The organism is Pseudomonas sp. TH34, assembly GCF_016650865.1.
GTDB lineage: Bacteria > Pseudomonadota > Gammaproteobacteria > Pseudomonadales > Pseudomonadaceae > Aquipseudomonas > Aquipseudomonas yamanorum.
This window is the reverse complement of sequence record NZ_JAEKFB010000023.1, coordinates 1-26,847: the sequence shown is the minus strand read 5'-3', so window position 1 is coordinate 26,847 and position 26,847 is coordinate 1. Positions and strand designations below refer to the sequence as shown.

General features: G+C 61.4%; 24 protein-coding genes and 1 pseudogene. 14 read left to right on the top strand and 11 right to left on the bottom strand.

Translation table 11 applies throughout. From position 1 onward, the window contains the following. Positions 1 to 86 precede the first annotated feature (86 nt). Positions 87 to 1,112: a protease SohB gene (sohB, locus tag JFU58_RS18330; protein WP_093198093.1), complete on the bottom strand. Its 1,026-nt coding sequence runs from the start codon at positions 1,110 to 1,112 to the stop codon at positions 87 to 89. A 193-nt stretch (positions 1,113 to 1,305) separates the two neighbouring features. Between sohB and JFU58_RS18325 the strand changes: the two genes are divergently transcribed. Together JFU58_RS18325 and JFU58_RS18320 are read left to right on the top strand one after the other, a co-directional pair. Further along, the gene (locus JFU58_RS18325; protein WP_201141516.1) at positions 1,306 to 2,016 is read left to right on the top strand and encodes a histidine phosphatase family protein; all 711 of its coding nucleotides are present in this window, start codon (positions 1,306 to 1,308) and stop codon (positions 2,014 to 2,016) included. A 56-nt stretch (positions 2,017 to 2,072) separates the two neighbouring features. Then, on the top strand, positions 2,073 to 2,387 hold the full coding sequence (locus JFU58_RS18320; RefSeq protein ID WP_017479029.1) for an SCP2 sterol-binding domain-containing protein: 315 nt from the start codon (positions 2,073 to 2,075) through the stop codon (positions 2,385 to 2,387). A 130-nt stretch (positions 2,388 to 2,517) separates the two neighbouring features. On the opposite strand, the pseudogene JFU58_RS18315 reads toward JFU58_RS18320, so the two are convergent. Further along, positions 2,518 to 5,153, bottom strand: a pseudogene (locus JFU58_RS18315) (MGH1-like glycoside hydrolase domain-containing protein). A gap of 195 nt (positions 5,154 to 5,348) precedes the next feature. On the opposite strand from JFU58_RS18315, the gene hglS reads away from it, so the two are divergent. After that, positions 5,349 to 6,716, top strand: a complete 1,368-nt coding sequence (hglS, locus tag JFU58_RS18310) for a 2-oxoadipate dioxygenase/decarboxylase HglS (protein ID WP_201141514.1) — start codon at positions 5,349 to 5,351, stop codon at positions 6,714 to 6,716. 125 nt (positions 6,717 to 6,841) lie between these two features. Here hglS and JFU58_RS18305 read toward each other — a convergent pair whose 3' ends face one another. Next, entirely contained in the window at positions 6,842 to 7,081 is a 240-nt protein-coding gene (locus tag JFU58_RS18305) for a DUF465 domain-containing protein (protein WP_063031086.1), read from the bottom strand. Positions 7,082 to 7,269: 188 nt separating this feature from the next. Here JFU58_RS18305 and tkt point away from each other — a divergent pair, with 188 nt between their 5' ends. Then, positions 7,270 to 9,330: a transketolase gene (gene tkt, locus JFU58_RS18300; RefSeq protein WP_201141512.1), complete on the top strand. Its 2,061-nt coding sequence runs from the start codon at positions 7,270 to 7,272 to the stop codon at positions 9,328 to 9,330. A gap of 61 nt (positions 9,331 to 9,391) precedes the next feature. Here tkt and JFU58_RS18295 read toward each other — a convergent pair whose 3' ends face one another. The 7 genes from JFU58_RS18295 to JFU58_RS18265 all read right to left on the bottom strand — a co-directional run bounded on the left by JFU58_RS18295 (position 9,392) and on the right by JFU58_RS18265 (position 15,903). Beyond that, complete coding sequence (locus JFU58_RS18295) at positions 9,392 to 10,153, bottom strand: SDR family oxidoreductase (RefSeq protein ID WP_201141510.1); 762 nt, start codon at positions 10,151 to 10,153, stop codon at positions 9,392 to 9,394. A gap of 43 nt (positions 10,154 to 10,196) precedes the next feature. Beyond that, the gene (locus tag JFU58_RS18290) at positions 10,197 to 11,024 is read right to left on the bottom strand and encodes a DMT family transporter (protein WP_063031092.1); all 828 of its coding nucleotides are present in this window, start codon (positions 11,022 to 11,024) and stop codon (positions 10,197 to 10,199) included. A gap of 75 nt (positions 11,025 to 11,099) precedes the next feature. Next, positions 11,100 to 12,005 (bottom strand): transcriptional regulator GcvA, encoded by a 906-nt coding sequence (gcvA, locus tag JFU58_RS18285; RefSeq protein WP_201141509.1) that lies wholly within the window; start codon positions 12,003 to 12,005, stop codon positions 11,100 to 11,102. 82 nt (positions 12,006 to 12,087) lie between these two features. Continuing rightward, positions 12,088 to 12,456, bottom strand: coding sequence for an SMI1/KNR4 family protein (locus JFU58_RS18280; RefSeq protein WP_201141507.1), 369 nt, complete (start codon positions 12,454 to 12,456; stop codon positions 12,088 to 12,090). A 46-nt stretch (positions 12,457 to 12,502) separates the two neighbouring features. After that, positions 12,503 to 13,336 (bottom strand): suppressor of fused domain protein, encoded by an 834-nt coding sequence (locus JFU58_RS18275; RefSeq protein ID WP_201141504.1) that lies wholly within the window; start codon positions 13,334 to 13,336, stop codon positions 12,503 to 12,505. A 60-nt stretch (positions 13,337 to 13,396) separates the two neighbouring features. Continuing rightward, positions 13,397 to 15,454, bottom strand: coding sequence for a methyl-accepting chemotaxis protein (locus tag JFU58_RS18270; protein WP_177026540.1), 2,058 nt, complete (start codon positions 15,452 to 15,454; stop codon positions 13,397 to 13,399). 272 nt (positions 15,455 to 15,726) lie between these two features. After that, positions 15,727 to 15,903: a hypothetical protein gene (locus JFU58_RS18265; RefSeq protein WP_177072120.1), complete on the bottom strand. Its 177-nt coding sequence runs from the start codon at positions 15,901 to 15,903 to the stop codon at positions 15,727 to 15,729. A gap of 235 nt (positions 15,904 to 16,138) precedes the next feature. Here JFU58_RS18265 and JFU58_RS18260 point away from each other — a divergent pair, with 235 nt between their 5' ends. The 9 genes from JFU58_RS18260 to JFU58_RS18220 all read left to right on the top strand — a co-directional run bounded on the left by JFU58_RS18260 (position 16,139) and on the right by JFU58_RS18220 (position 25,636). After that, positions 16,139 to 17,104 carry an amino acid ABC transporter permease gene (locus JFU58_RS18260; RefSeq protein ID WP_093198133.1) on the top strand — a complete coding sequence of 322 codons (966 nt, stop codon included), beginning with the start codon at positions 16,139 to 16,141 and terminating at the stop codon, positions 17,102 to 17,104. 13 nt (positions 17,105 to 17,117) lie between these two features. Continuing rightward, positions 17,118 to 17,882, top strand: a complete 765-nt coding sequence (locus JFU58_RS18255; protein WP_063031104.1) for an amino acid ABC transporter ATP-binding protein — start codon at positions 17,118 to 17,120, stop codon at positions 17,880 to 17,882. Between the two features lie 65 nt (positions 17,883 to 17,947). Beyond that, positions 17,948 to 18,778, top strand: coding sequence for a transporter substrate-binding domain-containing protein (locus JFU58_RS18250; protein WP_063031106.1), 831 nt, complete (start codon positions 17,948 to 17,950; stop codon positions 18,776 to 18,778). 81 nt (positions 18,779 to 18,859) lie between these two features. After that, positions 18,860 to 20,167 (top strand): NAD(P)/FAD-dependent oxidoreductase, encoded by a 1,308-nt coding sequence (locus JFU58_RS18245; protein WP_201141503.1) that lies wholly within the window; start codon positions 18,860 to 18,862, stop codon positions 20,165 to 20,167. 26 nt (positions 20,168 to 20,193) lie between these two features. Then, entirely contained in the window at positions 20,194 to 20,664 is a 471-nt protein-coding gene (locus JFU58_RS18240; RefSeq protein ID WP_063031110.1) for an Lrp/AsnC family transcriptional regulator, read from the top strand. A 173-nt stretch (positions 20,665 to 20,837) separates the two neighbouring features. After that, positions 20,838 to 22,268: an MFS transporter gene (locus tag JFU58_RS18235; protein ID WP_201141501.1), complete on the top strand. Its 1,431-nt coding sequence runs from the start codon at positions 20,838 to 20,840 to the stop codon at positions 22,266 to 22,268. Positions 22,269 to 22,420: 152 nt separating this feature from the next. Beyond that, complete coding sequence (locus tag JFU58_RS18230; RefSeq protein WP_063031114.1) at positions 22,421 to 22,942, top strand: winged helix-turn-helix transcriptional regulator; 522 nt, start codon at positions 22,421 to 22,423, stop codon at positions 22,940 to 22,942. A gap of 22 nt (positions 22,943 to 22,964) precedes the next feature. Continuing rightward, the gene (locus JFU58_RS18225; protein ID WP_201141499.1) at positions 22,965 to 24,074 is read left to right on the top strand and encodes an HlyD family secretion protein; all 1,110 of its coding nucleotides are present in this window, start codon (positions 22,965 to 22,967) and stop codon (positions 24,072 to 24,074) included. Beyond that, the gene (locus JFU58_RS18220) at positions 24,071 to 25,636 is read left to right on the top strand and encodes a DHA2 family efflux MFS transporter permease subunit (protein ID WP_201141497.1); all 1,566 of its coding nucleotides are present in this window, start codon (positions 24,071 to 24,073) and stop codon (positions 25,634 to 25,636) included. The genes JFU58_RS18225 and JFU58_RS18220 overlap by 4 nt, the downstream gene beginning before the upstream one ends. Before the next feature lie 9 nt (positions 25,637 to 25,645). Here JFU58_RS18220 and JFU58_RS18215 read toward each other — a convergent pair whose 3' ends face one another. Further along, a complete protein-coding gene (locus JFU58_RS18215; RefSeq protein WP_201141495.1) occupies positions 25,646 to 26,425 on the bottom strand; it encodes an SDR family oxidoreductase in 780 nt (259 codons plus the stop codon). Positions 26,426 to 26,534: 109 nt separating this feature from the next. Here JFU58_RS18215 and JFU58_RS18210 point away from each other — a divergent pair. Beyond that, positions 26,535 to 26,847 (top strand): winged helix-turn-helix transcriptional regulator (locus tag JFU58_RS18210; protein WP_201141493.1); only part of this gene is annotated, 313 nt, incomplete at its 3' end.

Below are 26,847 nucleotides of genomic sequence, written 5' to 3'. Positions count from 1 at the left end.
CTGTGACTGATCCACAGCCTTCGCGAGCAAGTCGAATCGTCGCACCGCCGCTCCCACATTTTGATCTTCGACCGTCAGTTGAAGGATTACCAGAAACGCTGCTGGGTCAGGCGGCTCCACCAGGTCAGCAGCACCCGGTCTACTGAACCGCTGGCCGCCAGGCCTACCCGCTCCTGCAGGCTTTTACGCTCGGCATAGTGCAGGTGGAACACCTCGGCAGTCTTGGCCTTGGTCGCCAGGTATTCATCGCTGGTTTGCAACTGGTCTACCAGTTGCTTGTCCAGCGCCGCGACACCCAACCAGACTTCACCGGTGGCCACATCATCAATGGCCAACTGCGGGCGGTAGCGCGACACGAAGTTCTTGAACAGTTGATGGGTGATGTCCAGGTCTTCCTGGAACTTCTCGCGGCCCTTCTCGGTGTTTTCGCCAAACACCGTCAGGGTGCGTTTGTATTCACCGGCGGTCAGCACTTCGAAATCGATATCGTGCTTCTTCAGCAGGCGGTTGACGTTAGGCAACTGCGCCACCACGCCAATCGAGCCAAGGATGGCAAACGGTGCGCTGATGATCTTCTCGCCGATGCACGCCATCATGTAGCCGCCGCTGGCCGCGACCTTGTCGATGCACACGGTCAACGGCACGCCCGCCTCGCGGATACGCGCCAGTTGCGACGAAGCGAGGCCGTAGCTGTGAACCATGCCGCCGCCGCTTTCGAGGCGCAGTACCACTTCGTCCTTGGGCGTGGCCAGGCTCAGCAGTGCGGTGATTTCATGGCGCAGGTTTTCAGTGGCCGAGGCCTTGATGTCGCCGTCGAAATCCAGCACGAACACCCGAGGCTTGGCTTCGGGTTTCTTCTTGCCTTTCTTCTTTTCGGTTTTGCTTTCGGACTTGCGCAGGGCCTTGAGCTGGTCCTTGTCGAGCAAGGTCTGCTCCAGGCGCTCACGCAGGCCTTTGTAGAAATCATTGAGCTTGCTGACCTGCAACTGGCCGGCGGCTTTACGGCGGCCCTTGCTGCGCAGCGCGGCAAAACTGATCAGCACCACCAGGATGGCGACGACCAGGGTGACAGTTTTAGCCAGGAAAGTAGCGTACTCGGCCAGAAAATCCATGTGACTCCTTACAAGTGCAGTGCGCCAGGCGCGGATTGCCCAAGCATACCGACGCCACCGTCATGGGGCCAGTGATCAAACCGCCAGCAACGGGCCTCTAACGACCTTTTAAAACAAGCGTATGTTTTTTCATTGACAGCTTCCCGGCATCCTCATAACCTCGCCAGACTTTCAACGTACCGGGAAAACGGACGTGGGCAGCATCTACCTGATTCGACATGGCCAGGCCTCCTTCGGTGCAGACGACTACGACGTGCTGTCGCCCATCGGCGTGCAACAGGCGCAAGTGCTGGGCCGCCACCTGGCGGAACTGGGCCTGAGCTTCGACCGTTGCGTGTCGGGCGACCTGCGCCGGCAGCAGCACACCGCCACCGCCGCCTTCGAACAATACAGCGCCCTCGGCTTGCCGGTACCCACGCTGGAAATCGACAGCGCGTTCAACGAGTTCGACGCCGAGGCGATCATCCGCGCCCTGCTCCCGGACCTGCTGCACAGCGAACCCGAAGCCCTGCACATCCTGCGCAACGCCGCGCAAAACCGCGGCGAGTTCCAGCGCATCTTTTCCCTGATTGTCGAACGCTGGCTGGCCGGCACCTACGACCCGCCGGGCCTGGAAAGCTGGCTGGGGTTTGTCGAGCGCGTCCAGGGCGGCCTGCAACGCCTCCTCGAAGCCGCCGACAACAGTGACAAAATCGCCGTGTTTACCTCCGGCGGCACCATCACGGCCCTGCTCCACCTGATTACCCGGATACCTGCTGCACAGGCCTTCGAACTGAACTGGCAAATTGTTAACACCTCGCTCAACCAGCTGAAATTCCGTGGTCGCGAGGTGGCACTGGCTTCCTTCAACAGCCATACCCACTTGCAACTGTTGAAGGCGCCGCAGCTCATCACCTTCCGATGAGCTGCGGCCAACCGTGACCCCAAGGTCACTGGACTCACCATAAAAGGATCGAAACCATGACTGACGTAGCTAAAGCCGTAGAAGCAATGAAAGCCAAATTCAACCCAGCCGCTGCCGACGGCCTGGACCTGGTGTTCGGTTTCCGTATCGACGACACCCAGAACTTCTCGCTGGTCGTGAAAAACAAAACCTGCGAACTGCTGGAAGGTGAAAACCCAGACGCCCAAGTCACTCTGGTGATGGACGGCGAAACCATGAAAGGCATCGTCGACGGCTCCACCGACGGCATGCAGGCATTCATGGGTGGCAAACTGCGCACTGAAGGCGACATGATGCTGGCCATGAAATTGAGCGAGCTGTTCCCGGCCTGATCAGGGCAACCCTGGCCAGACCAGTGTGGGAGCGGGCTTGCTCGCGAAAGCGGTGTATCAGCGCAGGATTTGTTGGCTGACCCACCGCTTTCGCGAGCAAGCCCGCTCCCACATTTTGATTGTGCTGTTTTCAGGTTTTGGGCTGCAACAACAACGCCACCAACGCACTCCACCCCGTCTGATGCGAAGCCCCCAACCCCCGCCCGGTCTCGCCATGAAAGTACTCATGAAACAACACCAAATCGCGACTGCCCGGATCCGCCTCCAACTGCGCATACCCCACCATCGACGGCCTCGAACCGTTCTCATCCCTCAGAAACAATCGCGTCAACCGCTGACTGAGCCCATCCGCAACCTCCTCCAGCGAAGCCAGATACCCACTCCCCGCCGGATACTCCACCGAAAAATTATCCGCGTAGTACCGATGAAACTCCCGCAACGACTCAATCAGCATGTAATTGACCGGCATCCACAACGGCCCACGCCAGTTAGAGTTACCCCCGTACAACCGCGAATCCGACTCCGCCGGCTCATAACGGGCACATAGCGTATTGCCATTCATCTTCAACGCCAGCGGCTCCTCGGCAAACGCTTTCGACAGCGACCGCACACCAAACGTCGAGAGAAACTCAGACTCATCCAGCATGCGCCGCAGCAAATCCTTGGTCCGCTCCCCCGCAACAGCGCCAGCAACAGGCGATTCCCCTGCCCCGGCTCGTTCCAGCGCGACACCAACTTGGCCAGGTCCGGCCGATGCTTCATAAACCCCAGCAACCGCTCGCGCAAACCTTCCAGCCCTTCATGCTCCCGCTGCTCCAGCACCAGCACCGCAAACAGCGGCATCAGGCCAACGATGGAGCGCAACCGCACCGGCTCACTTTCACCGCCCGGACGATGCAGCACGTCATAGAAAAACTGATCCTGCTCATCCCACAAGCCTTCGGCACTGTCGTCTACCCGGTTGATCGCCCCGGCGATATACAGGAAGTGCTCAAAGAACTTCACCGCGATGTCCACATACACCACGTTGCGCTTGGCCAGTTCCAGGCCGATACGCATCAGGTCCAGCGCATACGCCGCCACCCACGCCGTGCCGTCCGCCTGGTCCAACTGATAACCCGGCGGCAAATCAGCCGAGCGATCGAACAGCGCAATGTTGTCCAACCCGAGGAACCCGCCCTGGAACAGGTTGCGGCCCTCGGCGTCCTTACGGTTAACCCACCAGGAAAAATTCAGCAGCAGCTTGTGGAAGATCCGCTCCAGGAAATCCATGTCGCCCACGCCGTTCAGCGCCTTGTCCTGCTGGTACACCCGCCAGCTGGCCCAGGCATGCACCGGCGGGTTGGCGTCGTCGAAACGCCATTCGTACGCCGGTAACTGCCCGTTGGGGTGCATGAAGCGGTCTTTCACCAACAGCAACAGTTGCTGCTTGGCGTAACCCGGGTCGACCAGCGCAAACGCCACCGCCTGGAAACCCTGGTCCCACGAGGCGTACCACGGGTACTCCCAGGTGTCGGGCATCGAGAGGATGTCGAAATTCGACAGGTGCCGCCAATGGGTATTGCGGATATGCAAACGCTCGGGCGGCGGCGCCGGCTGGGCCGGGTCGCCGTCGAGCCATTGATTCACGTCGAAGTAATACAGCTGCTTGGACCACAAGAGCCCGGCCAGGGCCTGGCGCTGCACGTTGCGTGCGTCTTCATCGGCGATGCCCTGCTGCAGCGCCGCGTAGAAATCATCGGTCTCCTGACGACGCTCTTCGAACAGCTTGCGCGCGTTGATCCACGGCGCCTCCGCCGGGGCGAAGCGCAGGTACAGGATTTTGCTTTCCTGGCCCGCCAGTTCCAGGATGAAACGCGCGGCCACTTTCGTGCCCGAATCCCGGCGAATCGCCGATTCCAGGCCCGTGGTCACATAGTCGTTGATCCCGTCCTTGAACGGCCCCGGCCCAGGTTGCCCGTCCAGCTTGGGGAAGTTGGTTTCGTTCTCGCAGAACAACCACTCCACACCGTCTTGGCCCCAGGCACTCAGGTGGCGATCAAACAGCTCATGGTGCCGGGCCACCACCTGATCGCCTTCCAGCCGTAGTTCCGGCTTGGGGGCATCGTGGGTCCAGCTCCAGTCGTTACGCGCCCACAGGTGCGGCAACACCTGCAAGCGTGTGGGCTGGTCCGATCGGTTGTGGACGGTGATGCGCATGAACACGTCATCGGGCTGATGCTTGGCGTATTCCACCGTGACGTCGCAGTAGCGGTTGTCTTCGAAAACCCCGGTATCGAGGATTTCGTATTCGGCATCCCCCAGGCCACGCCGGGCGTTTTCGGTGATCAGGTCGTCGTAGGGAAAGGCCGCGTGGGGGTACTTGTAGAGCATGCGCATGTAGGCATGGCTCGGCACGCCATCGACGAAAAAGTACAGTTCCTTGACGTCTTCGCCGTGGTTGCCCTCGGCGTTGTTCAGGCCGAACAGACGCTCCTTGATGATCGCGTCGTGCTCGTTCCACAGCGCCAGGCCCAGGCACCAGCGCTGGGCCTTGTCGCTGAAGCCCGCCAGGCCATCCTCGCCCCAGCGGTAGGCGCGGCTGCGGGCGTGTTCGTGGGGGAAGTAGCGCCAGGCATCGCCGTCGGCGCTGTAGTCTTCGCGCACCGTGCCCCATTGCCGCTCGCTCAGGTAAGGGCCCCAGTCACGCCAGCGCTCGACGTCGTCCCTGGCCAGGCGCTGGCCTTCAATCGTGTTCAGAATGTTCGTCGCAGGCTGTGCCGTCATCGAGTCTTCCGTCGCGTTCAGAGGTGACGGCCAGTGTAGAGCCCATCGACGCTGAGATGCACGTGAAGCTAATAACATCCAGCTCATTCATTTGCAGAATGAAGTCCAGAGGAATCTTCGTTTGCAAGGCCATGGCGGGCCCAACAAAATCAGGCAACCGTGTAGTTCACCTCGACAGCCGCCAGGAATTTTTCTATGCCCACTGCCCGCCATGTCAGCCCTGACGACATTCGCAAAGGCTTCTCCAAAGCCATGTCCGACATGTACCGCGATGAAGTGCCGTTGTATGGTGCGCTGATGGAACTGGTGGCCGAGACCAACGCCCGCGTGCTCAACACCGACGCCGCGCTGGCTCGCCAACTGCAGCGCACCGGGGAAATCCAGCGCCTGGACATGGAGCGACACGGCGCCATCCGCCTGGGCACCGCCGAAGAACTGGCGACCATCAGTCGCCTGTTTGCGGTGATGGGCATGCAGCCGGTGGGCTATTACGACCTCACGCCCGCCGGGGTACCGGTGCACTCCACGGCCTTTCGCGCCGTGCATGAAAGCGCCCTGCAAACCAGCCCGTTCCGGGTATTCACTTCCCTGCTGCGCCTGGAACTGATCGAAAATCCTGAGCTGCGCGCATTCGCCGAGTCAGCCCTGGCCAAACGCTCGATCTTCACCCCACGCGCCCTTGAACTGATCCAACAAGCGGAAGCCGACGGCGGCCTCGACGCCACCCACGCCGAAGCGTTTATCCAGCAAGCCCTGGAAACCTTCCGCTGGCACCACACCGCCACCGTCACCGCCGCGCAATACCAGCAACTGAGCGACCAGCACCGGCTGATCGCCGACGTGGTGGCATTCAAGGGCCCGCACATCAACCACCTGACACCGCGCACCCTGGACATCGACCAGGTACAGGCCGCGATGCCCGGCAAAGGCATCACCCCAAAGGCCGTGATCGAAGGCCCGCCCCGCCGCCAGTGCCCGATCCTGCTGCGCCAGACCAGCTTCAAGGCCCTCGACGAGGCGATTGCGTTTACCGATGCCAAGGGCAGCCACAGCGCGCGCTTCGGTGAGATCGAACAACGCGGCGTGGCGCTGACCCCCAAGGGCCGTGCGCTGTATGACCAACTGCTGAATGCTGCACGGGATGAATTGGGCGCGTTTCCGAATGAGGCCAATGCCGGGCGCTACACCGAATTGATGGAGCAGCACTTCCAGAGGTTTCCCGATAATCACCGCGAGATGCGCGAGCAGGAGCTGGCGTACTTCCGCTACTTCGTGACCGAGAAAGGCTTGGCCGCGCAGGACAAGGCCGCCACCCTGGACGAACTGATCGCCGCCGGCCACGTGGATGTGGAGCCATTGGTGTACGAAGATTTTCTGCCCGTGAGTGCGGCGGGGATTTTCCAGTCGAACCTGGGGGATGCGGCGCAAAGTCACTACGCGGCCAACTCCAACCAGGCCGAGTTTGAAAAGGCCCTGGGCCGTCAGACGATTGATGAGCTGAAGTTGTACGGGGAAACCCAGCAGCGCTCGATTGACGAATGCAAACGCGCGCTGCTGGCTTGAAAGAGAGAGTTCGCCCGGCCACAGCGCATTCCATGCGCCGTCTAAGAGCCCCAGTGCCGGGCGAACGATTGGCATGATAGGCAGCGGCGGTGCCGCTGTCTTTCAGGCAATTCTGAACAAATATTTTACTTGGCTGTGGCTTTCTCCAACTGCTCGACGATCTTGTCTTTGATCAACAGGCGTTTTTTCTTCAGCTTCTCCAGCTCCTCGTCGCCGCCACTGGAGGACTCAAGCTCCAAAACCTCCTTGTCGGCGCTGTCGTATTGGTGGAGCAGCGAATCCAGGTAGTTGTCGCCCGCCCTGCGCTGTTGAATGTCTTCCTTGGTGAAAGTCAGGTCCTGATACAGGTCGTGTTTCACTGGCATGGAGTACCTCCGCAAGTTGATCAATGACTGAATGCCCCTTGAAGCTAGCCCATCCGATGGGCTCTTGTCATGTTTGAGATGAACCTGTCGCGTTTGCGCCCCGTTCGTCGCGGGGCAGACGATTTCATAAAACCTTTGGCGCAGGCTGCCCTCCACTGTAGATCGTCACCCGATGGAGAACAGGTTCCATGAATCACGCTGCCAACGCTGTCGACACCCAGTGCATCAACACTATTCGTACCCTCGCCATGGACGCTGTGCAGAAGGCCAACTCCGGTCACCCCGGCACGCCCATGGGCCTGGCGCCCGTCGGTTACACCTTGTGGAGCCGCTTCCTGCGCTATCACCCCGAGCATCCCGACTGGCCCAACCGTGACCGTTTTGTATTGTCCGTGGGCCATGCCTCGATGCTGTTGTATTCACTGTTGCACCTGGCGGGCGTGGTGGAGATTGACGCCCACGGCAAGCGCTCCGGCCAGCCGGCCATCAGCCTGGACGACATCAAGCAGTTCCGGCAGATGAGCTCGAAAACCCCCGGCCACCCCGAATACCGCATGACCACTGGCGTGGAAACCACCACCGGGCCTCTCGGCCAGGGGTGCGCCAACAGCGTCGGCATGGCGATGGCCGAGCGTTGGCTGGCCAAGCGTTTCAACCGCGACGGCCAGGTGCTGTTCGACTACAACGTCTACACCCTGTGTGGCGACGGCGACATGATGGAGGGCATCAGCAGCGAAGCTGCGTCCATTGCCGGGCACTTGAAGCTGGATAACCTGTGCTGGATCTACGACAACAACACCATCAGCATCGAAGGTCACACTGAACTGGCCTTCAGCGAAGACGTGATCAAACGTTTCCAGGCCTATGGCTGGCACACGTTGCACGTCACCGATGCAAACAACCTGCTGGCCCTGAGCGACGCCCTGAGCACCTTCCAGAAAAATACCGGGGCTCCGACGCTGATCGTGGTCGACAGCGTGATCGGCTATGGCTCGCCTCACAAACACAACACCGCGTCGGCCCATGGCGAGCCCTTGGGTGAAGAGGAAATCCGCCTGACCAAAGCGGCTTACGGCTGGCCCGAAGACTCAAGCTTCCTGGTACCGGAGGAAGCCCGCACGGTCCTGCGGGATGCGCTGCTTAAGCGCAGCAAGCCGCTGTATGAGCAATGGACCGAAACCCTGTCCCACCTCGAACAGTACGAGCCGGAACTGGCCGATGAGCTGCGCCGCATGCGTGCGGGCGAGATGCCCGAGCATTGGCAGGAGCAACTGCCGAGCTTTGCCGCGGATGCCAAGGGCGTCGCCAGCCGTGCCGCCGGTGGCGAGGTGTTGAATGCGTTTGCCAAGCAAATCCCGTGGCTGCTGGGGGGCTCGGCAGACTTGTCGCCGTCCACCAAGACCAACCTGACGTTCGACGACGCCGGGCGCTTCAGTGCCGAGAACTACGGCGGGCGCAACCTGCACTTCGGTATTCGTGAACATGCCATGGGCGCGATTGCCAACGGCATGGCGCTGTCGTACCTGCGGCCGTACACCTCGACCTTCCTGGTGTTCAGCGATTACATGAAGCCGCCGATTCGCCTCGCGGCAATCATGGAGCTGCCGGTGGTGTTCGTGTTTACCCATGACTCGATTGGTGTCGGCGAAGACGGCCCCACCCACCAGCCCATCGAACACCTGACCCAACTACGGGCCACGCCGGGCTTGCTGACCCTGCGCCCAGGCGACGCAAATGAAACCCTGGAAGCCTGGAAGATCGCCCTGGCCCAGACCTACCGGCCGACCTGCGTGGTGCTGTCGCGGCAGAATCTGCCGACCCTGGATCGCACGAAATACGCCGCAGCCTCGGGCACGTCCCGTGGTGCTTATGTGCTGGCCGCCGCCGATAAGCCCCAGGTGATCCTGATGGCCACCGGCAGTGAAGTCAGCCTGGCGGTGGAGGCCTATGAGCAACTGAAGTCTGAAGGCGTGGCGGCGCAAGTGGTGTCGATGCCGAGCTGGGAACTGTTCGAAGAACAGGACCAGGCCTACCGCGACAGCGTGCTGCCGCCAACAGTGAAGGCACGCTTGGTAGTGGAGCAGGCCGGGCCGTTGGGCTGGGACCGCTACGTGGGGCAGACCGGGGCCAAGGTGGTGATGAACAGCTTTGGCGCCTCGGCACCCTTGGCCAAGTTGCAGGCCAAGTTCGGCTTTACCCTGGAGAATGTGGTGAAGCTGGCGAAAGAGCAGATCAAGCTCAACAGCTGACCCGGCGCAAGAATGCCTGGCGTGGCCTACCGGGGGGAGCCTCGGTGCCACGCCCTGCTGTTCATTTACCGCCGGTGACATCCAGGAACGTACCCGTGATGAAGGACGCCTCGGCGCCTGCCAGCCACAGGATCGCCCTGGCCACTTCTTCAGGCTGACCGCCCCGCCCCATGGGGATCGAGTCTTTAACGCGATCAACCCGCCCCGGCTCTCCGCCGCTGGCGTGAATGTCGGTGTAGATATGCCCGGGGCGGATGCAGTTGACGCGTATTCCCTCCCTTGCAACTTCCTTGGCAAACCCGATGGTGAAGGTCTCAAGCGCGCCTTTCGATGCGGCGTAGTCGACGTATTCGTTGGGGCTGCCGAGCCGCGCGGATGCCGACGAGATATTGATCACAGAACCGCCCCGCCCCTCGTGACGAATCGACATGCGCTTCACCGCTTGCTGGGCACACAGCATCGGCCCGATCGCATTGACCGCGAAAATCCGCTGCATGCGCTCGAACGCCAGGTCCTCGACCCGGGATTGCAACGCGTTGATCCCGGCGTTGTTAACCAGTACATCGATGCGCCCGAATGCCCGATCTATCGCGGCAAATAACTGAACGACCTGCTCCGGGTCTGCGCTGTCTGCACGCACGGCCAAGGCCCGGCGCCCCGCCGCTTCTACATCCGCCACTACCGCGAGGGCGGCAGATTCGTCGGAAACGAAGCTGATCGCCACGTCATAACCTTGTGCGGCAGCCAGCCGCGCGGTGGCGGCGCCAACGCCACGGCTTCCACCCGTGATCAGAATCAGCGGTGCCTGCGGGACGGTATCCATTGAGCGAACCTTCATGTGGTGGTGGGAAATGCGTTACCTGTCCTCAGCCGATGAGGAGGGTGCCGGTGGCGATCACCACGCACGCCAATACCTTGCGCACCGTCAGTGTCTCGCCGAGAAAGAAATAGCCAATCAGCGCCGCAAACAACACGCTGGTCTCGCGCAACGCCGACACCGCGCCCATGGGCGCACCGGCCATGGCGTAGATGATGATTCCGTAGGCCAGGAGCGACACCAGCCCGCCGGCGAACGCCGTGAAGAATCCGGGCCGCACGCTGAACAAACTCTTGGCCCCGCGCAGGCCGATGTACACCGCCGGCATCAGCACACCCCACAGGGCGCACATCCATACGGTGTAGGCCACGGGAGCGCCGGAAAGGCGTGCGCCGATGCCGTCTGTCACGCTGTAAGCGGCAATGAAACAGCCGGTGCCCAGGGCATATGGCAGGCTGGGCACGGCCAGGCGACGGCCCCTGAACGCCAGTGAAATAATCCCGCCAGACACCAGGGCAATGCCCAGCAGTGCGCTGGCCGACACGCTCTCCCCGGCAAACACTGCGGCGCCAAGGGTGATCAGGACCGGCGAGGAGCCCCGTGAAATCGGATAGGTTTGCCCCAGGTCGCCCACCTTGTAGCTGCGCACCAGGAACAGGTTGTAGCCCACATGCAGTACCGCTGACAGCACCACATAGAACCAACTGGCTGGCGCCGGCACTTCCAGGAACAAGGCAGCGGCGCCACTGGCAATAGCGACCGCCAGGCACATCACCGTCATCGACCAGAGCCGGTCGGCGCCGCCACGCAGCAGCGCATTCCAACTGGCGTGCAGTAAGGCGGCGAACAGGACCAGGAGAATGATGTGATAAGGCATGCGCTAATCCTAAGCAAACCGGCGCGTTAACTGAAACGAAGTCTCCTCATTGAAGAATGAGCAAATCCTCATGCTTTATTCGTAGGCGAGTCCGGCGTTTACCGCTTCCTGCATCAACCAATCACGAAAGCTGACGATGTGAGGCTGGGATTCGAGCCCTTTGGGGCACACAAAATAATAGGCGACCGGGGATGGGAACGGCACATCGAACAGCTTGACCAGGCTGCCGTCGCTCAGCTCTGACTCCACATGCCCACTGCGCGCCAATGCGATGCCCTGGCCGAGCAAGGCGGCCTCGATCGTCATGTTGGTATCCGGAAACCTGACACTCTCATTGAGTGGCGAAATCGCCAGCCCGACGTGCTGGAACCACACTTCCCACTTCGGCACCAGGTCGGCGCCGTCGCGCATCAGCAAGGGATAGCGCAGCAATTCGGCTGGCGTGTTTGGCCGGCCAAAGCGCTTCAACAGATCGGGACTGGCCACTGGAAAAATCTGCTCGCGGAACAGGAACTCCGAGTAAAGCGCCGGGTAATTCCCGTTGCCCAAGCGGATCGCAACATCAGCCTCCGCACTGGAGAAGTTGATGATCTTGTCGCTGGAGTCCAGCGTGACCAGTATTTCCGGATGCCGCTGGGCCAGGCTCGGCAAACGTGGCAGCAGCCATTTCAGCGCGAAGGAATAGGTGGTGCTGACCTTGAGCCGCACCCTGCCCTTTTGCTCCCGCAGGTCCGCGAGTGTGGCCTCAAGGTTCATGAAGAACTCGCGCACGATGGGCGCAAGGGCTGCGCCGGCAGGTGTCAGGCTGAGTGACTTGCCCCGCTGGAACAGCTGCAATCCCCAGAGTTCTTCGAGGTGCTTGAGTTGATGGCTGACGGCACTTTGGGTGACGTGCAGCTCTTGCGAAGCTGAGGTGAACGTGGCGTGCCGAGTCGCAACCTCAAAGGCACGCAGTGTCGAGGTGGGTGGCAGGTCTCTCATGGCATTGCTTCCCGGGCGGGCAATCGTTTATGAGTAAAAACTCATGATAGAGCATTCCATTCACCCGTCGAAAGCTGCCCGTTTATTCACACTCCACGCATACCTGCTGGAACCACGCCGAAAAATTCGGCCAGCGCTCATTCGTCGGGCCATTGTGCGACCAATACCGAACCTGCCCTGTCTGCGACACGCAGAAGTAGTCGCCGTTTTCTTCAATGAACGGCAGCCACTCCTTTGGCACCCCCATTTGGTTCCACGCAACCTGGGCGATTTCGAACAAATCGAGATGGCTCGTGCCCGGCAGGATCACGGCCGGCTCGAACGTCGCATTGGCCACATCGCTGCCGCCCTTGAGGAACTCGATATACGCCGCAGGGAACGGGAAGTTCAGGTTGCTCGCGGCCTTCTCGATTTCAGCATCGGTTGGAATACGGAACGGATCGGAGATCATTGAAAAGGTCTCTGGCTCGTCGAACGGGAGAGCGCTTCTACCGGCCTCATACCACGCTGGCCCGACGAAGGCTGCTGGTGTGCCCGATGCCAGCAGCCTTCAGGCGGCTGACCAGATCTTCCCGTGCTTCGCGCCCGCCGGTGCGCACGTATTCCAGCTCGGACGCGGTGATCAATACCACGGGAACCAGCCTGACCGGGGACAGCGGCATGTCGTCCAGGCGGGTCGGGAAGTCCGGATCAGGGCCGCCCAACAGCACGCCCGTGGCATCGTCCTCGGTGACGAACAGAGGCGGCAGCTGATCGCTCATGTGGTGCGACTGGCTGAACCCAGGCAGCTCCAGGGACAACACACCGTGGCGGTCCAGTTGATGGGTAATGCCGCCGGCGTTCGCCACGGTTTTTGCGACGTGCTCTATCAGCTCAAACGCCCAGCTCTGCTTTAAAGGATCAATATCCCCTAACACACCCCGGGCATGTTCGGGGATATCGGACGTCTCCAGGAACAGCTCCATTTCGAAGCCATTGCCCAACCCCTCGGCGTCATCGAAAGGGTCTGACAGGCCGTCCGTGGCGAGCACGATGGCATGGTCCCGGCGAACCACCCGGTACGCCTGGCGGGTCGACGGCCAATCAGGCCCACCGCTGAAACTCGGGCTGATGATGTACGAGAGCACGTCCCGCTCAACAGTACCTACCGTTTGCCAATGGCGATCCAGGCATTGCGCGCTGGCCATGCAAGCGGCGTGGTTCGCCGCCTCTGCTTCGGTCAGGTCGTCGTAATTGAGCTTTTGCGCGGCGGTTTCGGGTGATGCCACGGGCTCGGGCGACTGGGGCTCAGGCGTGTTCCGTGCCCCGAAGAGCTTCTTGAAGAAATTCATCTGCGTTCCTTGCTGGGCTGTAGGGAGCTGAATACCACAGTTTGCCCCGCCAACACACCCTCAACCAAGCTGGAACCGCGCCGTGTTATCGCTCAATGCTCGGCTGCCCTTGCTCAACATATCCGCCGCCTGATTCACCGCCCGCGCGCCATCGAGCAAGCGCCCGGCGGCCTGGTCAACCTGCTGGATATTGCCGCTCACTTCATCCGCCGTCGCCGCCTGCTCTTCAACCGCCGTGGCGATCTGCGCCAGGGTGTCAGTGACGCTCTGCACCGCGCTAGCGATCTCGCCCAACCGATGGCCCAAGCCCGTGACGGACTCGGCATCGGTCACCGCCTGCTCACAGGCCGCGCCCATCAGGGTGACCGCCTGGCTCACCGTCGCGCGCAAGCTGTCGACCGTCCCGGCGATCTGCGCCGTGGAGGCCTGGGTGCGCTGGGACAGGCTGCGCACCTCATCGGCCACCACCGCAAAACCCCGCCCCTGCTCACCGGCCCGCGCCGCCTCGATGGCGGCGTTCAGCGCCAGCAGGTTGGTCTGCTCGGCGATACCGCGAATGGTGTCGACCACCGACTGGATCTGCTGGCCCTGCTGGCTGACGCGTTCCAATGCATCGGAGGTGTCGGTCAGGCGCTGGTTGAGTTGCTGGATACTGGCGGTGGTGCGTTGGCTGTCGCGGCTGCTGTCTTCGGCAATCTGCCGGGTTTTCTGCGCACTGCCGGAGGCCTGCTCGCAGCTCTTGGCGACCCCCATGGAGGTCGCGGCCAACTGTGTGGCGGCCGCTGCAATCTGGCTGATCTGCTGTTGCTGGTCTTCCACTTCGGTCAGCGTGCTGCCTGATTGTGAATTGAGGGTCAGCACCGCAGAGCCCAACTGCTGCGTCTCGTGATTGACCCCCAGCAAGCTGGTGCGCAACTGCACCACGGCCACGTTGAGCGCCGTGCTGATGGCCGCCAGTTCATCGCGCCCTTCCACCGCCACTTCAACGCACAGATTACCGTCGCGCAGGGATTCGGCCAGGGTGGTGATGCCGCTGGCGCTGCGGCGGATCGATGCCTGCAAGCACACGAACAGGTACAGCGCTGCCAGCGCCAGCACGCTGAACGTCACCGCCACTGGGATGAATTGCTTGAGCGAGCTGTCGCGGTAGTAACCCAGCCTCGCGTCCAGCGAGGTCAGCGACTGTTTACGCAACGCGCCGAGGGTGCCGAGCATGCCATCCACACTGCGTTCGAAGCCGGTGGTATCGAGCTTGATGGTGCCGCCGAACACGCCTTCGTCCAGGGTCTTCAGTTCGTTGTCCAGCAGTTGCAAGCTGTCGTCGTATTGCGCGATCCAGGTTTGCAGCCCCGGATATTGCTTGGCCTTGAGGGATGCGGCGGCCTTGACCAACTGGTCCCTTGCATCGCCAATGCGACCGCGTAAATCACGCATCTGCAAACGGCTTTGCAGGGTGAACTGCCCCGATGCGATGGACGACTGCCCGACGCTCGCCATGCGCCCGATACGCTCGATCAGGTCAGGTGTTTGCTGGGTGGAAATCTGCATCAGCAAATAGGTTTCAAGCCACGGGTCGAGGATCAAACCGGTGTCCATGGTGATCTGCTCGCGCAGGGTTTGCATCGCGCTCAATGCGGAAGTGAAGCGGTCGTAGCCGTCCGGCCACCAACCCACGGTGCGCAGGGCCTGGGAGTCCATGCCGGTGACCGAAGCCTTTAGTGCTTCGAAGCGTGCGAGGGTATCAGCGCTCGCATTCTGGGCTTTCAGGGCCTCGCCCAGGGCCTGCACGCTTTGCAGGATCAGCGGAAAATTGGTGTCCACGGCCGTCATTGCGGCTTTGGCGGCGGGTGTCTGGTCGTGGAGGATGTCGGCGGCTTTCCAGCGCGCGGCCAAGTTGCGTTGGGCGGTCAGTTGGGCGTCCAGGGCATCCAGGGCCAACAGTTCGCGCACGCCGGATTGCTCATTGGAAATCACCGTCTGCTTGGTGCGGTACTCCTGCGCGATCATCCACAGGCTGCCCGCCAGGGGCAGCATGAACAGAAAAAACAGGATCTGGAACTTTCGCGCGAATCCAAAACGTCCGAGCAGGCGGATTCCTGGCGACAAAAGGCTTTGCATGTCCGACGACTCCTAGAACCACTCGCCTGTGCGGCGAATCAAGCTTTGAAATGACTGACGGCAAAATGCCATGTCATTGATTAAGCTGGCTCAAGCAAGAAACGGACCGCTGGTGGTAAGCCCGCAGATACGCGGGGCGTCGTTCAAAAAACGCGGTGCCGTGCGCGAAAATGGGGCGAAAGCACTCAGCGCCGGTGGCAGAACGGTAACCGTCTGACCAATACCGCAAGCGTGAGGGCAGACGACAACCTGTGGCGAGGGAGCTTGCTGAATCAGGATTGCCGACTGGCAATCACCAACACCCTCTCCAGCATCCGGTCACAGGGCTCAGGCTGCGCAACGCTGATGAACTCGTCAGGCTTGTGCCCTTGGTCCGGCGCCAGGTTCGATTCGCGGCTGGTGGTGTCGAAGCTGACCAGTTGCGCCAGCAGGTCACGACTGCGGCTCACCGATCATCTACCGGCACCGCGTAGCCCGGCGCGCTTTGCGGGTTGATGGCGCGCTCGTAGTGAAAACTCCTCCAAGCGACAACTGCAGGAAGACTCTCGCAGATGTACGGCTCTCCTCCCCTCATACGCCCATAAAAACCGCAAATCCCAACAATCCGCAGGGTGCCGCCCGGCATTTCGCCAACCCATAATGAACCCACAACAATAAAGGGGCTCACCCCGGGGCGCGTAAGCCATGTACAAAGACCATATCGTCAAGACCCGCATGACGGACAGCGCCGTATTCATGGGCGTGGTCGCCGTGGTGATTTTCGTCATCACGCTGGCGTGCGGCGTGGGCGAAGGCCGCCTTGCCCACTTGATGGGCCCCATCGTTCTCGACCTGTCGGCCCCGCTGGCGCGTGACATCGCGGTGGGCGGTACGTTTACCCTCACGGTGGTGCTGAACCTGTTCATCCTTGGCCGGTTTCCCTTGCGCGCACAGATCATTACGGTGTGGTGCGAGTTGCTGGTGCTGTTCCTGTTGTTCTTCGACACCTTCAACCTTTCCTACAGTTTCATCGCGACCAAAATCGGCTTCATGATCACCCAGGGGGTGTTCACCACCGTCTACGTGTCGGCGATTTCCATTGCGATTGCGTTCGTGCTGGCCTTGCTGGGCGCCACCGCGCGCTTGTCTTCCAACGGCTTCGCGATTGCGATTGCCAGCTTCTACACCTCGTTTTTTCGCGGTGTCCCGCTGCTGATCCAGATCTACCTGATTTACCTCGGCATCCCTCAACTCGGTTATGTCGTCGGGGCTGTTCCGGCAGGGATCCTGGCGCTTTCGCTGTGTTATGGCGCCTACATGACGGAGATCTTCCGTGCGGGCATCAGCAGTATCTCGCGTGGTCAGTGGGAAGCTTCGCGGGCGATTGGCCTGAATCCGTTCCAGACCATGACTCGGGTGATTCTGCCGCAGTCCATGCGCCTGATCATTCCGCCAACGGGCAATCAGTTTATCTCGATGCTCAAGGACAGTTCGCTGGTGTCGGTGATCGGGGTCTGGGAGCTGATGTTCCTGGCGCGAACCCAGGGACGCGCCGAGTTCCGTCACCTGGAAATGCTGATCACCGCCGCCGTGCTGTATTGGCTGCTGTCGATCGTGCTGGAAACCGTTCAGGCCCGCCTGGAAAAGCACTTCAACCGCGCCCATCGCTGACAGGAGCATGACGATGAATCAGCCCTCCGTAGTCCCTGCTCCATACCCTGCGATATCGATCCAGGACATGCACAAATGGTATGGCGATTTTTATGTGCTAAAGGGCATCGACCTGCACATTGCCAGCGGTGAAATCGTGGTGGTGTGCGGGCCGTCGGGTTCCGGCAAATCCACGTTGATTCGCTGCCTGAATCTGCTGGAAGACTTTCAGAAAGGCCACGTGTTCATCGAGGGTACCGAGCTGACCCGTGATGCCGCCTGCGTGGCCGGCATACGCCGCCAGGTCGGCATGGTGTTTCAACAGTTCAACCTGTTCCCGCACATGACGGTGCTGGAAAACCTGATGGTGGGGCCGCGCCTGGTGAGCAAGCTCAGCGAGCCCCAGGCGCGTGAACTGGCCCATGAATACCTGGACCGGGTGCGCATCGGGGACCAGGCCGACAAATACCCCAGCCAACTCTCGGGCGGCCAGCAGCAGCGCGTCGCCATCGCCCGCGCCCTGTGCATGCGCCCGCGCATCATGCTGTTCGACGAGCCCACGTCCGCCCTTGACCCGGAGATGGTCAAGGAGGTGCTGGACGTGATGGGCGAACTGGCCCAGGACGGCATCACCATGGTCTGCGTCACCCACGAGATGGGGTTTGCCCGGCGAGTTGCCGACCGGATCATCTTCATGGACCAGGGTTGCATCATCGAGCAAGCCAAACCCACCGAGTTTTTTGACAACCCGCAGCACGAGCGTGCCCGGGAGTTTCTGTCGCAGATTCTCAGCCACTGAGAAGCATCGTCGGACATCGACCAAAACAACAAAAATCCGCATTCACGATATCTGGAGGCTTACCCATGATCTCGCTCACTCGCTTCGTCGCAGCAGCCGCTGTCGCCACCGCCCTCACAGGCACCGCCTGGGCGGGTTCAACCCTCGACCGCATCCATGAAACCAAGGTGCTCAAAGTGGCGACTTCGGCCAACTGGCCACCGCAATCGTTCCTGGGCCCGGACAATCAGCTGCAAGGCTTTGATATCGATGTCGCCAGCGAAATCGGCAAGCGCCTGGGCAGCAAAGTCGACTTCGTGACGCCCGAGTACGGGATCATCACTGCCGGGCGCTGGTCGAATCGCTGGGACTTGTCGGTGGGCTCCATGACGCCGACCACCGAGCGCACCCGAGTGCTCGATTTTCCCGCGATCTACTACTACACGCCGTATGTATTCGCCGTGCACAAGGACGCTGCGGGGACGAAGTTGGCGGACCTGAACGGCAAGATTATCGGCGTCGAAGCCGGTACAACGTCGGAGGACTATATCAATCGTCGCCTCAAGATCGACGCCGCCGACGTGCCGCCATTTACCTATGACGTCACACCCGGCGAGGTTCGCACCTACGGCGACAGCATGGGCCCACTGGATGACCTGCGCATGGGTAACGGGGTTCGCCTGGACGCCACCTTGTCCGCGCTTCCAACCATCGTCGCGGCCATCAAGAATGGCTATCCCGTCGTCAAAGTGGAAGGCAAGCCGGCCTACTACGAACCCCTGGCCATCGCCGTGGACAAGGGTGATGAGGCGTTCAACAACGCCCTGACCAAGATCGTCACCGACATGAAAGCCGACGGCACGCTGAAGCAGCTGTCTGAAAAGTGGTACGGCGCCGACCTCACCCAAGTGCAATAAAACAAGCATTGGCCTACCAGGCGCCCGTCCTCGACGTGGCGCGCTGTACGCCTGCGCCGCGAAAAAAGGACGACGGACTTCATGTACACCTATAACAACAATTACTACACCGCCACGATGCGCGAGACGACTGAACGTGGGGCGCTGTGTGGCAATGCCCAGGCCGATGTCTGCATCATCGGCGCGGGGCTGGCGGGGTTGAGCACCGCGTGGGAGCTGGTCTCACGCGGGCAGTCCGTGGTGCTGCTGGATGCCGGGCGTGTGGCCTGGGGCGCCTCGGGACGTAACGGGGGCTTTGTGCTTCAGGGCTGGTCGGAAGGGTTGTCCTCCATCGAGCGGCGCTGCGGTAAACCCACCGCTGCCGCGCTGTTCAAACTGTCGCTTGAAGGTGTCGATATTGTTCGAGACATGATCACCCATCATCAATTCCCAGGCTGTACGCCAACCCCTGGAAAACTGAGCGTGGTTCGCTACGAAGACGGCGATAACCTCCAGCGCATGCGCGACAAAATGGCGGCGGATTTCGACTTTCACCTCGAGTACCTGGATCGCCAGGCGGTGCGTGAAAAGCTCAAGACCGAGCGGTATTTCCAGGCCCTGCGCGACAGCCAGGGCTTTCACTTCCACCCGTTGAACTATTGCCTTGGCCTGGCCCTGCTGATCGAAGGCAGCGGCGGTAAAATTCATGAACGGTCGCCCATGATCAGCGTGGAGAGCCGCAACGGGCGACACCGGGTCATCACTGACCAGGGCACTGTCGATTGTGCCCATGTGGTGTACTGCTGCGGCGGCTATGGCGGGCCGGAGTTCGGCAAGTTACGCCGCGCCTTCCTGCCGATCGCGACCTATGCGGTGCTGACCGAGCATCTGGGTGATCGCCTGGTAGAGGCGGTGCGTACCACCGATGCCGTGGGTGATAACCGCCGGGCCTCGGATTATTACCGCGTCGTCGAGGGCGACCGCCTGCTCTGGGGCGGGCGTATCACCACCCGGAACCTGCAGGATGAAAAACGCCTGGGGCAGTTGCTGACCCAAGACATCCTCGACGTTTATCCGCAATTGCGCGGCATCAGGATCGACAAAGCCTGGTCCGGGCTGATGGGCTATGCGCGGCACAAAATGCCGCACATTGGCCCGCTCGGGCAGGGATTGTGGACATGTACATCATTTGGTGGCCATGGTATGAACACCGCGCCGATTGGTGGACGCGTCATCGCTGAAGCGATCTGCGGCGAAACCGATCGCTACCGCCTGTTCGATGCTTATGGCCTGGAATGGAACGGCGGCCCGCTGGGCCCGGCGGCCGCACAAACGGTTTACGCCGGCCTGAAGATGATGGACATGTTTCAGGAAAGGCGTTCGCAACACAGGGCAACTCATAAGAACTAAAACCCAGCGAGGTCAAGGACATGTCCATGGATACGCACAATCCCGGTCCACTGTTTAACCTCACCGACAAGGACCGGCAATTGCTGGGCCTCCTGCAAGCCAACGCCCGCGAACCCACCGCGTCATTGGCCCGCAAGCTCGGCGTCTCGCGCTCTGCGGTGCAGGAACGGATTACCCGCCTGGAAAAGGCGGGTGTCATCACCGGGTACAGCGTGCGCATCGACCAGGACCGGCTGCAGCAGACGGTTACCTGCTTCACCATGACCTCCTGCACCAACAAGAGTTACACCGATGTCATGACGTCCCTGCGCAAGATGGACGCCGTGCAGGCCGTGTATGCGGTCTCAGGCGAGTCCGACTTCATCATCCATCTCGCCACCTCCACCTTGAGCGAGCTCAACGCCGAGCTCACCCGGATCAACATGATCAAAGGCGTGGCGCACACCGCGTCTCATATCGTGATGGAAACCAAGTTCAGCCGGAAATTGACGGTGTGAGCCTTGGGAAACGCTTCGTCTCCACGAACGGCTTCAACGCCTGACACGTCACTTCTTGCAAAATATTTCGCCTCGCCTCAATATTCAAAGCTAAAACTTGGTTAATTAACGCCAAGCCTGACACCCATGCCATCCGCCGGGCTCTACCGCGAATGCAGTTCAAGGAATCGTTGATGCAAACCCAAGACAGCAGTTGGGGCGAGTTGCTCCGGGGCAAAAACGCCACCCGCTCCATCGCGCTTTCAGGCGGCATTGCGCTGTATGCCACCAACACCTACATCGCCACCACCATCCTGCCGTCGGTGGTCGCAGAAATCGGCGGCCTGGAGCTCTATGCGTGGAGTACCACCTTGTATGTGGTGGCCTCGATCCTCGGCTCGGCCCTCACCTCCAAGCTGTTGCAACGTACCGGTCCACGGCAGGCGTATGCCGTGGCCACCCTGGTGTTCATGGCTGGTGTGCTGATCTGCGCATTGGCGCCGAGCATGCCGGTGATGCTGGCGGGACGCTTTATCCAGGGCCTGGGCGGCGGGGTTCTGTTGGCGCTGTGTTACTCCATGATCCAGCTGGTGTTCGAAGAACGTCTGTGGCCTCGGGCAATGGCCTTGGTATCGGGCATGTGGGGCGTGGCGACGCTCGTCGGGCCAGCGGTGGGTGGTGTGTTTGCGGAAATAGACGCCTGGCGTTTCGCCTTCGGCTCGATGGTCCCGGTGAGCCTGGCGTACATGGTGCTCACCAGCCGTGCGCTGCCCCCACGGAACACCACCGTGACTGCCACCGCTCGTTTACCGGTGCCGCAGTTGGTGCTGTTGGCCGGCGCGGTGTTGGCGGTGTGTGCGGGCAGCGTCTCGTCGCTGCCGAGTTGGAACCTGCTGGGCATCGCGACCTGTGCGGTGCTGGTGTGGCTGCTGATCCGCAAGGAGTCCAAAGCCACAGTGCGTCTTTTGCCCAGAGATGCGCTGAAATTCAGCACCCCGCTCTGCGCGCTGTACGCGACCACGTGTTTGTTGGTGATCGGCATGAGCAGCGAGATTTTCATGCCGTATTTTCTACAGCACCTGCATGGCCAGTCACCATTGGTCGCCGGTTACATGGCGGCGTTGATGGCGGCCGGTTGGACCGTCTCGGAAATCCTCAGCTCTGGCTGGACCGGCCGCGGTCCACACCGCGCCATTATCGCGGGGCCGCTGTTTATCGTGGCCGGGCTGGTGATGCTGGCAATCACTACACCAATCGCCGGTCACGGGGACTGGGCACTGTTGGCACCTATTTGCCTCGGGCTGTTCCTGGTGGGTTTCGGCATCGGCCTGGGCTGGCCGCATCTGCTGACGCGCATTCTGCAAGTGGCGTCGGAGCAGGATAAGGACACGGCGGCATCGTCGATCACCACCCTGCAACTGTTCGCCATGGCCATGGGCGCAGCATTGGCGGGGGTGATCTCGAACATGGCGGGCATCAATGACGTGGCGAGTGATGCCGGCGTCGCCAATGCGGCACGCTGGTTGTTCGCCGTGTTTACCCTGGCACCGATGTTGGCGTTGGTCATGGCGCTGCGGGCAACACGGACGAAGGCCTGCTTAGGGGAAGAACTGACGGTGCTTTGAGACTGAAAATCCGCTGACGCCTCCTTTGAAAAAGCCCTGCCTGTCAGGGCTTTTTTGTGCGCGTAAAAATTTTTCACCGAGTTACTTTCATTATGAAATCCACTGTGCAATATTACTAACGTAATATTTAGCAACAGATCCCGGAGTACCTCATGAAGAAAGCCAGCTTCCAGCCCATGCCCTGCCCGGTCGCCCGTGCCCTAGAGCACATCGGCGATGGCTGGAGCCTGTTGATCCTGCGTGATGCGTTCTACGGGCTGCGCCGTTTCGACGAGTTTCTCCAGAGCCTCGGGATTGCCTCGAACACCCTGACCCGCCGCCTCAACGCGTTGGTGGCCGGTGGCTTGCTGGAACGGCGACCGTATCAGGACAACCCGCCGCGCCACGAGTACCACCTTACCGAAGCCGGTCGGGACTTGCGTCAGGTCATCCTCACCCTGATGGCCTGGGGTGCGCGGCATGCGGAAGGCTCGACCAAGGTGTTTCTCGCCGATGAAGCCACCGGACGGCCCGTGACCTTGGCCTTGATGGACGCCAACACCGGTAAACCCATCACCCGCGAGGGCCACCGTGTACATGTCACCGCCGATGCCGAACCGCTGACCCTGTGGCGCGCACGAACCGGCCGGGCCTACGCGGAAAAAGACCAACTGGTCAGCCCCTTCCCCCACTAATACTCAACGAGGTCATTTCGCCATGGACGCTCAAGTCAGCGCTGTGCCCGAACCCACGAAAACTTCCCGGCGCAAACAGGCCCTGCGCCTTGGGCTGCTGACCCTGGCCGTGGTGGGCGGCGTCTGGTACGCCAGCCACTGGTGGCTGGTCAGCCGGTTTATCGAAGACACCGATGACGCCTATGTGGGTGCAGACGTAACGGTAATCAGCGCCAAAGTGCCGGGCTATATCAGCGAAGTGGCCGTGCAGGACAACCAGTTCGTACGCGCCGGCGACGTACTGGCCCGCATCGATGTCCGCGACTACCGCACCGCCCTGGCCAAAGCCGACGGCGCCGTGGCCGCGCAACAGGCGACGCTCGCCAACCTGGACGCCACCGAACAACTGCAACTGGCGGTGATCAACCAGGCCAAGGCGCAGATCGACGCCACCGATGCCGAAGCGCAACGGGCCAGCGACGATCAGACCCGTTACCAGAACCTGGTGCGCAGCCAGGCCGTGTCGGTGGAAAGCGCACAACGGGTCAGCGCCGTGTGGAAAACCGCTCGCGCCGATCATTCCCGGGCACAGGCCGGGCTTCAGGCGGCCAACCGGCAAATCGACGTGATTGAAACCCAGCGCGGCCAGGCACGCGCAGCGCTGCAACAGGCCCAAGCCGAACGCGACCAGGCGCAGTTGAACATCAGCTATACCGAACTGCGGGCTCCGGTGGACGGCTACGTGGGCAACCGCCGCGCCCGGGTCGGTGCCTACGCCGCGGCCGGCAGCCAACTGATCTCGGTGGTGCCGGCGAAGGGATTGTGGGTGGACGCCAACTTCAAGGAAGACCAACTGGGCCGCCTGCAGATTGGGCAAAGCGTGAGCATCCGCGCCGACATCCTCCCGGGCCGCGAATTCCACGGCCATATCGAGAGCCTGGCCCCTGCCACCGGGGCGCAATTCAGTGTGTTGCCGCCGGAAAACGCCACCGGCAACTTCACCAAGATCGTGCAGCGTGTGCCGGTGCGCGTGCGGCTCGACAGTACCGACGCCGACTTCGGAGCCCTGCGCCCCGGCTTGTCGGTGATGGCGAAGGTCAATACCGATGAAGCGTTCGAGGACCAGGCCAGCGCCCTCAAGGCCCAGCTATGAACAGCCCGTTGCCCGCCCTCAGCACCGCACAAAAGGTCGCGGCCTTCGCCACCATGTGCGTGGGCATGTTTATCGCCTTGATCGATATCCAGATCGTCTCCGCCTCCCTCAAGGACATCGGCGGCGGGCTGTCTGCCGGGGCGGACGATACGGCGTGGGTGCAGACCGCCTACCTGATCGCGGAAATCATCGTGATCCCCATGTCAGGCTGGCTCTCCCGGGTGATGAGCACACGCTGGCTGTTCGCGGCCTCAGCGGCCGGTTTTACCTTGACCAGCCTGTTGTGCGCGATGGCCTGGAACATCCAGAGCATGATCGCGTTTCGCGCCTTGCAGGGGTTCCTGGGGGGCTCGATGATCCCGTTGGTGTTCACCACCGCGTTCATGTACTTCAACGGCAAGCAACGGGTGATCGCGGCCTCCACCATCGGCGCAATTGCATCCCTTGCGCCCACATTGGGCCCGGCCGTGGGCGGCTGGATCACCGACATTTCCTCCTGGCACTGGCTGTTCTACATCAACCTGGTGCCCGGCCTGTTCGTGACCTTTGCGGTGCCGATGCTGGTCAAGGTCGACCGCCCCAACCCGTCGCTGCTCAAGGGCGCGGACTATATCGGCATGGCGTTGATGGCGGTGTTTCTCGGCTGCCTGGAATACACCCTGGAAGAAGGCCCACGCTGGAACTGGTTCAGCGACAGCACCATCTCCACCACCGCCTGGATCGCCGCCATCAGCGGCGGGCTGTTTATCTGGCGCTGCCTGGAGATCAAGGAGCCGATCGTCGACCTGCGCGCGCTTCGGGATAGAAACTTCGCCCTGGGCTGTCTGTTTTCGTTCATCACCGGCATCGGCATTTTCGCCACCATCTACCTCACGCCGCTGTTTCTCGGGCGGGTGCGCGGGTACGGCTCGCTGGATATCGGCCTGGCGGTGTTTTCCACGGGGGTGTTCCAGTTGCTGGCGATCCCGGTGTACGCGTTGCTGGCCAACCGCTTCGACCTGCGCTGGATTTTGATGTTCGGGTTGTCATTATTCGCCCTGTCGATGTGGGACTTCTCCCCCATCACCCACGACTGGGGCGCCAAGGAGCTGCTGCTGCCCCAAGCCATACGCGGGTTTGCCCAACAAATGGCGGTGCCGCCCGTGGTCACCCTGACCCTAGGCGCACTGGCCCCCGACCGACTGAAACTCGCCTCGGGGCTGTTCAACCTGATGCGCAACCTCGGCGGCGCCATCGGCATCGCCGCCTGCGCCACGGTGCTCAACGATCGCACTAACCTGCACTTCCTGCGCCTGGCCGAGCACCTGAACATCCGGAACGAGTCGATGAATGTGTGGCTTGACCAGCTTTCGGGAAATGCGCAGTTGCTCGGGCAAAACAGCCTGGACGCGAGCCAGTTTGCGCTGCATCAGCTGTGGGCACTGACCTGGCGCGAGGCGCAGACGCTGACTTATGCGGATGCGTTCCTGATGATCATGGTGTGCTTTGTTGTCGCGGTGTTGCTGGTGCCGTTGATGCGCAAGGTGCAACCGCCGAAGCAGCCGACGGCGGATGCGCATTGAATCGTCCAATCATGTTGAAGGCGGCAACGGCGCCAACCGGCTGAGCTTGGTCATCTGTTTGAATATCAGGCCAGGCGCAACCCGGCTGGCCACCTTCAGCACCTTGCTCAGCCCCGGGCATATTTCCAGTTGGCCGGCTTCAATTTGCCGAATGCATTGCTGCACCATCAGCATTGGGTCCATACCTTTTTCATTCTTCATTTCTTCCGCGAACTCGGCCCTGAGCAGCGGTGTTTCGGTGCCGGGAGGGGCAAGCTCCACCACGGTGACGGCGCTGTGCTGAAGCTGTGCCCGCAGGCATTGGGTGTAAGCGTGCAATGCCGACTTGGACGCACTGTAGACAGGCGCCGCCGGAAACGGCACAAACGCCAGCCCGGACGAGACGTTAACAATCAAGCCGCGCGGTTGTTTGAGTAGAGCGGGAAGAAACTGCTGGATCATCCGGACCGGCCCGTTCAGGTTGATCTCGATCTCTTCAGTCACGTCCTCCAGCGCCCGCTCCCCGGCCAGCTTGATGTTGCGCATCACGCCCGCGTTATTCACCAGCGTATCGAGCCCAGGGAACTGACCGGTGACTGCCGCAAACAGCGTTTGGATGCTGGCGGGGTCGCGCACGTCGCTTTGAAACGTGTGCAGACTCGGCAGCAGTTGCCGCGCCTCGTCCAGTCTGTGCTGATCGCGGCCCGTCACGATCACGGTATTGCCTCGTGCCACAAGCTGGCGGGCAAGCTCAAGCCCGATACCACTCGAACCTCCCGTCACTAGCACTGTTCGTCCGGTCATCTTCATCGAAACTCTCCACTGGTGGGTCACACGCAAGAAGCTTGAGGGATACACTGGCCTTAAGTAAGTAGGCACCCAAAAGATCTATACGCACCTGAAAGAGAGTGTCCAACGAATGAACAAACACCCTGGCTTTACCGACGAGCAGATTGCCGCCGCCCAGTTTTATGCCCGGCAAACGCCCCCGAAGGACCTGGACCCACGGATCGCGCCCCTGGTGACCGACCTGATAGGTCGCGTTGCGGACAAATGGACCATGCTGATTCTTGAAGCCTTGATCGAAACGACGCCTCTGCGCTTCACGCGCTTGAGTGAGCGAGTCGGCGGCATCAGCCAGAAGATGCTGACGCAGACCTTGCGAGGAATGGAGAGGGACGGCCTGGTGGTGCGCAAGGTCTACCCCGTCGTACCGCCGAAGGTCGAATACA